The 9,154-nt window shown below is 49.1% G+C and carries 9 protein-coding genes; all 9 read right to left on the bottom strand.

Annotated elements, in window-relative coordinates; genetic code table 11:
* The coding region (locus tag LBF86_03500) for a thiamine pyrophosphate-binding protein (GenBank protein MDR0664568.1) at positions 1 to 1,508 on the bottom strand (1,508 nt) is incomplete at its 3' end.
* Between the two features lie 18 nt (positions 1,509 to 1,526).
* Positions 1,527 to 2,705, bottom strand: coding sequence for an FkbM family methyltransferase (locus LBF86_03495; GenBank protein ID MDR0664567.1), 1,179 nt, complete (start codon positions 2,703 to 2,705; stop codon positions 1,527 to 1,529).
* A gap of 48 nt (positions 2,706 to 2,753) precedes the next feature.
* Positions 2,754 to 3,803: a CDP-glucose 4,6-dehydratase gene (gene rfbG / locus LBF86_03490; protein MDR0664566.1), complete on the bottom strand. Its 1,050-nt coding sequence runs from the start codon at positions 3,801 to 3,803 to the stop codon at positions 2,754 to 2,756.
* An 11-nt stretch (positions 3,804 to 3,814) separates the two neighbouring features.
* Positions 3,815 to 5,197, bottom strand: coding sequence for a lipopolysaccharide biosynthesis protein RfbH (rfbH, locus tag LBF86_03485; protein ID MDR0664565.1), 1,383 nt, complete (start codon positions 5,195 to 5,197; stop codon positions 3,815 to 3,817).
* A gap of 571 nt (positions 5,198 to 5,768) precedes the next feature.
* Positions 5,769 to 6,968, bottom strand: a complete 1,200-nt coding sequence (gene glf / locus LBF86_03480) for a UDP-galactopyranose mutase (GenBank protein ID MDR0664564.1) — start codon at positions 6,966 to 6,968, stop codon at positions 5,769 to 5,771.
* Positions 6,958 to 7,146 (bottom strand): hypothetical protein, encoded by a 189-nt coding sequence (locus tag LBF86_03475; GenBank protein ID MDR0664563.1) that lies wholly within the window; start codon positions 7,144 to 7,146, stop codon positions 6,958 to 6,960. The genes glf and LBF86_03475 overlap by 11 nt, the downstream gene beginning before the upstream one ends.
* 69 nt (positions 7,147 to 7,215) lie before the next feature.
* Entirely contained in the window at positions 7,216 to 8,151 is a 936-nt protein-coding gene (locus LBF86_03470; GenBank protein ID MDR0664562.1) for a 1-deoxy-D-xylulose-5-phosphate synthase, read from the bottom strand.
* On the bottom strand, positions 8,144 to 8,941 hold the full coding sequence (locus LBF86_03465) for a transketolase (protein ID MDR0664561.1): 798 nt from the start codon (positions 8,939 to 8,941) through the stop codon (positions 8,144 to 8,146). The genes LBF86_03470 and LBF86_03465 overlap by 8 nt, the downstream gene beginning before the upstream one ends.
* Positions 8,942 to 8,956: 15 nt before the next feature.
* Positions 8,957 to 9,154: hypothetical protein (locus LBF86_03460; GenBank protein MDR0664560.1), on the bottom strand; the 198-nt coding region annotated here is incomplete at its 5' end.

Below are 9,154 nucleotides of genomic sequence, written 5' to 3'. Positions count from 1 at the left end.
GGAAGACAAATATTCTTTGTCAGCTTGATAATAGGCTCAAGTATATCAATCCTTGCATCTATCGTTTTGCTACGCAGATCAAGCGCGTTATAATCTATGCCGTAAGCCTTTGCTAAAGAGCGCCAATTAGGCGACGAGTAGCCCGTTTCGGCGGTCGTGGCGAAAAAGTCCGAATTAAAATTGCGCTCTTGAAAGGCGCGAATTAGCCCCAGCGCGCCGTTGTTTAATACGATCAAGGCGATCGCGACTCGGTGTTGAGCGATATAGTGTAGCTCCTCTACGCTCATCTGCAAACCGCCGTCGCCGCAAAAGGCGATAATCTCGGCGTTCGGCGCGGCGTAACTGGCGCCAATCGCGGCGCAAAGACTAAAGCCCATCGCGCCTAACCCCGCGCTAAAAAGTATCCGATCGCCGCTTTTAGCCGCCAACTCTCGTCCCACGCGCCACATATTTTGACCCACGTCCGAAACAAAAACGCGCTTTGGCTCTTTGGCGACGGCGCTCTTGAAAAGATCGCTTAGATCGGCGCTTACGTCGATCGACTCCGCGCTAGTTACGCTCCGAGAAAACTCCGCCGCGTCTATATCCGCGCGGATAACTTTGCATGCGAGTTTACCCCCTATCGCGGCAAGCTGCCTGTTTGCCAAGCGGCTGCCAAGCGCGACGACTAGGTCCGCGCTTTTTAGCGCTTCGTTGGCGCTTTCATTTCCCCAGACGCCGATAACGCCGACGTTAAGCGGATCGTCCGCGGCGAGCAGGTCTTTTGCCCTAAAGGTTAGGGCGGTTTTGACGGTTGGTTTTCGCTTTGAGAGCGCGGCGAGCCATTCGAGAAAAGAGCTTTCGACTTTTGCCGATCGAACGCCGCCGCCCGCGACGATCAGCGGATTGTCGGCGGCGATAATCTCCCGCTCGATCGCGCTAAGCGTATCGTTTGTCTTCGCGCCGCTCGGAGCGAACGCCGCGCTAAACTCGCCGACCTCGCCTCGCGAAATATCGATTGGCAGATCGATGAGAACCGGTCCCTTTCGCCCGCCGTTTGCCGCCTCCCACGCGCAATCTAACGTCTCTTTGAGTTTGGCTAAATCGTCGATTCTCGCCGCGAATTTCGTAATAGATCGCGCGATCGAGACAATATCAAGCTCCTGATTGCCATTTTGCCTTAGCGCTTCGCATCCTAATTTTTCGCGCGAATCGGCGGTGTGAACGTTGGCGGTTAAAAAAATCACTGGGACGCTATCGAGCCAAGCGTCGGCGATCGGCGTAACGAGATTGCTGGCGCCAGGTCCCGAAGTAGCCCAGCACAAAACCGCCTCGCCGCCGACAAGCGAATCGCCGATCGCGGCAAAACCGCACGCCTGCTCGCCGTATAAAAGATGGTTTTCGATCTTATCCGATCGCTTGCGAAGCGCGTCCATAATAAACCCCGCGAGCGATCCCGGGTAGCCGTAGGCTCTTTTAACGCCGCGCGCGATCAGATAGTCGATTATATAGTCCGCCGCGATCGCCAATCGATTACTCCTTACGCTTTAATCGGATTTGCCGCAAACGGCGTATAATACCGTTTCATAAAATTTAGTCGTAAGCGTATGATGCCTAATATAAAATTGATATTCGGGAACAAGCGAATGAATATATAGCGGAATCTCCCAGAAATCCTCGATCTTATGATAAATACATATAGCCAGCTTGGGGTTATATTTTTGAATCGTTTTAGCGCCGCCTTTTAGCGCGTCAAGCTCGCTACCCTCTATATCCATTTTAATAAACGTCGCTTGATCGTCGATTGTTTTATCGATCGCGCAAACATCGATTGTCACGGTTCTTTTTGCGCCTACTTTTTCTAAGCCGAAAACAAACGGGACGCTACTCTGCGACGTAGATGTTGAGGTCGGACTCGAATCATATACAAAAAAAGACAGCGCCTTATTATCGTCGCTTAAACCTTTTTGGTAAGCGGTATATGGATAGGCTTTAAGATTTTCGCGCAACTCGTTAAAACTCGCCGCGGTAGGCTCGAAGCAGTAGATATGCTTAAAATTACCGTTAGTCCATTTAATAAACGCTTGCGCCGTATCGCCGTTATACGCTCCGCCGTCGATCAATATCTCGTTTTCGCTAGGATAAAACGCCTTAATATCCTTTGGAAAATATTGATCGCTTTCATATACGCTCCGCGCCGCGCTGAAACGCTCGCGCAAACTTTCGCTCGCTCGCGCTTTTAGCAGCGTTTCATATATCTCTAGCGATTTGCGATCCGATAGTAGCGTTTTTACGCGCGCGATCTCCTCTTGATGATCCGCTATCTTATCTCGCTCCGCGATAATATTAGCCAATATATTGTTTGACGGCAGATCGCGTATAATTTCGCCAAAATAATAGCGCAGATTTTTGCTATCCAGATACAATCCAACCTCGTCCAATCTTCCTGTCATCACTACTAACGCATCCGCTTTTTTATACTCTTCTTCCAACCGATCTAACGGCAGAGTGGGGATTGCCCCCCCCCCCCCCGCCAACGACAGGGTAGCGTTCCATTTAGCGGGGTCGCTATCGAAATTTGCCGATACGTTATCGCTATTTAGCAGATCGCTAGCGAACGCGAAGTGATTGCTCGCAACCATTCCGTAGGTAATTACCTTCGCTTTAGCGCTCCCGATCGCTTGACAAAGACGATCGTGTTCCTTATAGCTATGTAGGTTTTTCACCATTTCTCCCTTAAATGTTTTGGTAAGTTTGGCAAGTCGCGGCTTAAATCATAGCCGTAAATACGCGCCAATCTGCCGCAAGCCGACTTCGCGCGCCTCGGCGCCAAAAAAGACTTCGCGCTCCCAGCCGACCGTCCAATCAAGAAGCGCGTCTAAATCCAATTTATTATCCCAGCCCAAATAGAACTTTGCCTTTTTGGAATCGATCCCAAGCGTAAGCTCCTCTTTTATATTTTCGCTATCGCCCGCAAACTCCCAAGCGATCGCGCCTTGCCAGCGATCAACGATCTTGCTGGCGACGCTTCCAACGCTATCGGAACTATCGGCGCTGGCGCCAAAGTTGAACGTCCCGTCTTTGGCGCCTTCGGGCAAAGAGCCGTCGATTAGACGCGAGGCAAGTAGATAGTAGCCGTTGATACTATCCAAAACGTGCTGCCAGCTTCGGATCGCGTTCGGGTTTCTTAGTTTCGCCGCCGCGCCTTGTTTGCAGGCGTTGATCAGATCGACTACCAGATGTTCTTTGCAGTTGTCGCCTCCGCCGAGCAGGTTAGCCGATCTGACGATTCCGATCGGCGTTTTGTAGTCGGCGCGGGCGATATAGCTCTGCGCGATCAGATCGCACGCCGCCTTTGAACCGCTTAACGGATCGCTTGCGCCGAGCGGATCGTTTTCGCGGTAGCCCCATATATGCGAAACGTTTTTATATACCTTATCTGTCGTGGCGACGATCGCGCCCTTAACGCCGCCAACTTCGCCGATCGCCTCCAAGACATTAACGGTCCCCATCGCGTTGGTTTCAAAAGTAAGGCGCGGACGCCGAAAGCTCTCGCGCACAAGCTGTTGCGCGGCGAAATGAAAGATAAAGTCGGGGCTGGTTTGCTCGATCGCGCGCTTTAACGCGCTGAAATCTCGAATATCTACGCGCAGATCGGCTTCGAGCGTTTCGCCTACGCGCGCCAACTCATATAGACCGCGCTCTCCGTTTTCGCCGATATACGGCTCTAGCGATAGTCCGCTAACCGTATGACCAAGCTCGCGCAAAAATAGCGCCGTCCAAGCGCCGACAAAACCCGTATGTCCCGTAATTAGAAAGCGCATTTATCATTTTATTAAGAAAGCGCTTGCTCGATCAGCCGCGCCATATATTCGCAACGCGCCGCGCCGATACGCGGATATACGCCGATCCAAAAGGTATCGTTCATAACGCGATCGGAGTTTGTCAGATCGCCCGCGACGCGAAAATCAACGAGTTTTTGCCCGCCGCTTGTAACAAACGCGGGTTGCCGAACGATATTGCCCGCAAATAGCAGGCGCGTTTGAACGCCTTTATCCTCTAAAAAGCGGACGACCTCAAGACGCGATCGCTTCGCTTTCTCGTCGATCGTAATGGGAAAACCAAACCAGCTTGGATTAGAGTTTGGCGTGGCGCGCGGCAGGATAATAGAGCCGCTATCCGCAAGAGGTTTTAGCGCCAAAAAGAGCCTGCCAAAGTTCTCGCGCCGCGCTTTAGTATTCTTGGCGAGTTTTCGCAGTTGCGCAAGCCCGATCGACGCGCCCAGATCGGTAGCTTGAAAGTTGTAGCCGATATGCGAATAGGTATATTTATGATCAAAGCCGGCGGGCAGCTGTCCGTAAGCGTTCGCCGCGCCGTTAAAGCGAGAGCCGCAAACGTTGTCTCTGCCGCTTGGACAGACGCAATCTCGCCCCCAATCGCGCAGGCTTAGCAGGATTTTCGCAAGCAAAGGATCGTTCGCGAAGACCGCGCCGCCCTCGCCGGTGGTGATATGGTGCGGCGGGTAGAAACTAAGCGTTCCTATATCGCCAAACGATCCCGTCAAGGCGGTTTTGCCCTCTAGCGTATATTCGCTTCCAAAGGCGTCGCAGTTATCCTCGATCAGCCAAAGTCTGTATTTTTCACAAAAGGCTTTGAGCGCCGCAATATCAAACGGGTTGCCGAGCGTGTGCGCCAAAACGACGGCTTTGGTTTTATGCGAGACGGCGCTTTCAAGCCGCGTTACGTCGATATTGTAAGTCGGCAGCGTAATATCGACAAACACGGGAATCGCGCCGTTTTGAACGATCGGAAAAACGGTCGTGGGGAAACCCGCCGCGACGGTGATAACCTCGTCGCCTCGCAAAAGCCTTCGATCGCCTAGAAGCGGCGAGGTCAGCGCGGATACGGCAAGGAGATTGGCGACGCTGCCGCTAGAGCAATAAAACGCCGAATTAACGCCGATCGCGCGGGCTAATTCGCGCTCAAAATCGCGGGCGAAACGACCGGGCGTAAGCCAAAACTCCAACGCCGCCTCTACAAGATTCGCGATCTCCTCTTCGTCATATACCCGTCCCGCGTAACTTATCCGATCGCCGTCGCTAAAGGGCGCTTCGCGCTCGAAATCGTGTAGCGGATGAAACTCTCTCGCGTATTGACGCGCCAACTCGACAATTTGCGATCTTCTCTCTCTCTCTCTCTCTGGATTTGCGTCGGGCATAGTTTGCCTCCTAGCGTAGGTGTTGAAGCGCGATTGTAGCAAAAGCGCTAAACGGACGAAATCAAAATATCCGCCGCGTTAAAATCGCCGCGCTTTCAGTCGCCGCCTGCATATTGCGAAACATCAACGCATCTTATCGATTTTCGCCTAGCGTTTTTTACGACTGGCTTTGCCTCGCGGTTGATTGATCTATGGTTTTATGCGTAATTTAAGCGGGCGCTCAATTGGCGCGGTTATTTTATGCGCGATCTAGCGCCGTAAAACTGTTTTGTATATCGTCCGCGTCTCAAGTCTTATTGTCCGCTCTCTCCCGTTCGTTGTAACTTCCCGCGATTTACTAAAACCAGCGTCCCTTATGATTGTTTGTTAAGATACGGATACCCGCCCATGCGGGTATGACCAAGAGAGGTCCGCATAACGCGTATTGTTATTCGCTTTTGCTCTCCATATAGCCCGCGCTAAAACGGCAAACTATCTTTCAGGTTGGGCAGATTACGATCGCGTTCGGAGAGGATTATCTCTCTCGCAATCGCTCAACGCTTATTCTTTTAATATGCGAAACGTCAACTATTTATTTGCCGCCAAGATTTTGTTCAATAGATTCAAATACCGCCATAGCGCGTTTTATGGCGTCGTCCATATTATAGTATTTGAAGTCGGCTAATCGACCGCACAAAAATAGATTTGGTATTTGATCCGCAATGTTTCTATATTGCGAATATATATTATTTGACCGCGCGCATAAAATAGGATAGTAGGGTATTTGACTAGCGGGATCGTCGTATGGCGCCGGATATTCATAAGCTATAAGCGTTTTACCGCGCCCGTCTTGAACAGGCAATTTAGTATATTCGGTGATGCGCGTATATCCTTCAGCCATAGGATGAATAGAAAATTCTGTTTCTTGAAAGCTATCTGTATCAAGCGTTTGGTAAATAAAATTAACTGATCTGTATGATAACTGGCCGAACGAATAACCCAACAACCGATCAAGCGCTCCCGTATAAACGACGGGTATATTAATATGCTTTCCGCAAAATTTAACTTTATTATCATCAAGCGACATATAATTCCTTGCGTCAGCATCTAAAGCAACGTCGATGTTCGGTTGCCGTAGCATACAAGCTACAAATGCGGTAAAACCAGATATTGGCAACAATTGATGCCGCTTATCGCTTAATCGATCGGTATAGTCAAGTCGTACGGGCACTCGTTCTAATATCGATCTATCTAATTCATTCGGCGCAATCCCCCAATGCTTGATTGTGTATGGCTTATAATCTTTTTCAAACATAAACTCGGCGTATTCTTTAACTAACGAATCGCCAGACTCTAACAATTGCAAGATAGTCGCCCTTGTCTGATCGGGAAATAACTTGGCGAGACGCATTTTTATCTCCCGCGCTTTTTGCGTAGAAAAAAAAGTATCGGCTAATATATTATTAAACGGGCTAGGAACCATAATCCCGTCAATGTTCGCTCTTCCGTGCACTATGCAAGCGTTCCATTTATCTATGCTTGTAATAAACTTATATACGGTTTCGTCGTTGGTGAAGAACAAATGCGGACCATAGCGCTGAACTAAAATGCCGGAATTCGGATCAACCTCGTCGTATAGATTTCCCGCGATATGATTTCGTTTTTCTAACATCAACGTTTTATATCCGCCTTGTGCCGCAAGGCGCGCAATTGTGCTCCCCGACAGTCCCGCCCCTATAATAAGTAAATCATATGCGCTAATATCAATTGACGCCTGGCTCTTATAATTCATAGGCAAACGCTCTGTACATGCTAACATTTTTTAATCCCATTTGCTCGATTTGTTCGCTAATTTCTTTTAATATGATCGAGCAGATTCGTTTATGATAAATATCATTCGTGTTAATTAGGTAGTCCATATTCTCTTCTTTCAGCCAATTAGCGAACACAAAAATATGGCGCCGCGCCAACGCCTCAGATCGCCCTTGCTACTTTAAATACCATTGTGTTTTCACGGGTTGCGCCGCAAACGGAACAAACTATGGTATGCGTATATTTTCCTTTTTTATGCTTGCGACTATAACGCTAGCCATACTATCCGCGTCTAATCCAAAACGCGCGTTTAAGTAATCGCGACTGCCGGAAATCATTGGAAACCGATCTGGAAAACCAAACATTTTAAAAATTTTTGGGCGGACGCCAAGAGTCATCATCGTCTCGGCAACGCTACTGCCAAAGCCTCCAATTATCGTATTTTCCTCCATTGTAAAAACTGCGGTAAAGCCGTCGCACTCTTGTATGCTTTGCGTATCTACAGGTTTAACCGTATGCATACTGACTACCTTGACGCTTATCCCTTGAGCCGCAAGCAGATCGGCGGTTTTTAACGCGTCGCGCGTCATTCCGCCGGTAGCAAGAATGGCAACGTCCGATCCGTCGCGCATTACGATTGAGTTACCAACTGTAATAGAGACTGGCTTAGTGTGTATAACGGGATCGTTGTTTTTGCACAGGCGCAGATATGTTAAACGTTGCTCGCGCATGATTTGGGCAAACAGCGCTTGCATTTCTACAGGATCGGCGGGACACACGACGCGCACATTAGGAAGCGAGCGCATCATTGATAAATCTTCCGTTGCGTTGTGCGTAGGTCCTTGCGAACCATAGTGCATTCCTCCTCCGACGCCAATCATTGTTACCCCTAAGTTTTGCAACGCTAAATCTATACGTATCTGCTCCATAGATCGCAAAAAGAAATTGCAAACATTGTAGGCGACTACATTCATGCCCTCAAGCGCTAAACCGGCTACGTAACCGATAAATTGCTGTTCGGCAATGCCTACATTGTAAAAACGATCGGGAAATTTTTGCTCGAACTCTTCAAATACTAAAAAGCCGGTATCATCAATCACTACGACTAATTTAGGATCTGTTTCCGCCATTTTGTTCAACATATTGATCATGGTGTTACGCATTGTTTAGCTCTTTCATTCCAGCTTTGTAATGTTCCTCTTTTGGGGAAAGGAAATGCCACTCTTGCTTATCTTCCATAAAGGATATGCCTTTGCCTTTTATTGTGTGAGCGATTACCGCGATTGGTTTTTCGCTTGTAACGCGCATAGCTTCTTCGATTTCGTCATAATTGTGTCCGTCGATGTTCAGCGTCTTCCATCCAAACGTAGCAAATTTTGCGGCTAGATCGCCCATATCTAACACTTGTTCGTCTCTGCCATAGCTTTGCAGCCGATTACGATCAACAATCGCAATCAAATTATTTAGTCGGTGCTTCGCGGCAAACATAGCCGCTTCCCATACCGCCCCTTCGTTACATTCTCCATCGCCCATCAGACAGAAAACCTTCCCAAGATCTCCTTTTATACGACAAGCGACAGCCATACCGGACGCCATAGGCAATCCGTGTCCCAATGAACCAGAGGTGATCTCTACTCCCGGTACGTTATCTCTAATAGGATGCCCCGTATAGCGACTGCCGTCTGAGCAATACGCGTCCAGATCGGATCTATCAATGAAACCGCGATACGCCAAACATACAAGCAACGCAAAAATTGCGTGTCCTTTGCTAAGGAGTAAGCGATCTCGATTTGGCGCTTGTGGATTATGAGGCTCAAGACGCAAAACGCTATTGTAAAGAACGCTCAATATATCTATGCAAGATAGACACGAGCCTATATGCGATTGTAGCGAGTTATGCAACCCGCTTAAAATATCTTTGCGCGCCGCAAGAGCAAACTCGGCGTTAGTCATTTTATCGTTCCTTTCTTAGTAGATTTTGGCATTTGCGCGAAGCCGTAAGTCATTGCGCGAAACGAGCGAAGTCGATTTGACGACCAAAGTCCTTTTGTTCTCTTTCTGAGAACGAATAAACGCGGTTGTAGTTCTATGCGTTCGGAAATAAGTCGGCGATTTTCTGCGCGGCGGCGGTAATTGCCAGCGCGACTGCTGGGGGGGGGGGGGGGG

It is taken from the genome of Helicobacteraceae bacterium (assembly GCA_031258155.1).
In the GTDB taxonomy this organism is placed as follows: domain Bacteria; phylum Campylobacterota; class Campylobacteria; order Campylobacterales; family SZUA-545; genus JAIRNH01.
This window is presented reverse-complemented; position numbering and strand designations above follow the sequence as displayed.

What these genes read in the sequence shown, in the direction of transcription:
- rfbG (MDR0664566.1), bottom strand. Translation starts at nt 3,803, where the DNA reads ATGCGCTTTCTAATTACGGGACATACGGGTTTTGTCGGCGCTTGGACG.
- rfbH (MDR0664565.1), bottom strand. Translation starts at nt 5,197, where the DNA reads ATGCCCGACGCAAATCCAGAGAGAGAGAGAGAGAGAAGATCGCAAATT.
- glf (MDR0664564.1), bottom strand. Translation starts at nt 6,968, where the DNA reads ATGAATTATAAGAGCCAGGCGTCAATTGATATTAGCGCATATGATTTA.
- LBF86_03470 (MDR0664562.1), bottom strand. Translation starts at nt 8,151, where the DNA reads ATGCGTAACACCATGATCAATATGTTGAACAAAATGGCGGAAACAGAT.
- LBF86_03465 (MDR0664561.1), bottom strand. Translation starts at nt 8,941, where the DNA reads ATGACTAACGCCGAGTTTGCTCTTGCGGCGCGCAAAGATATTTTAAGC.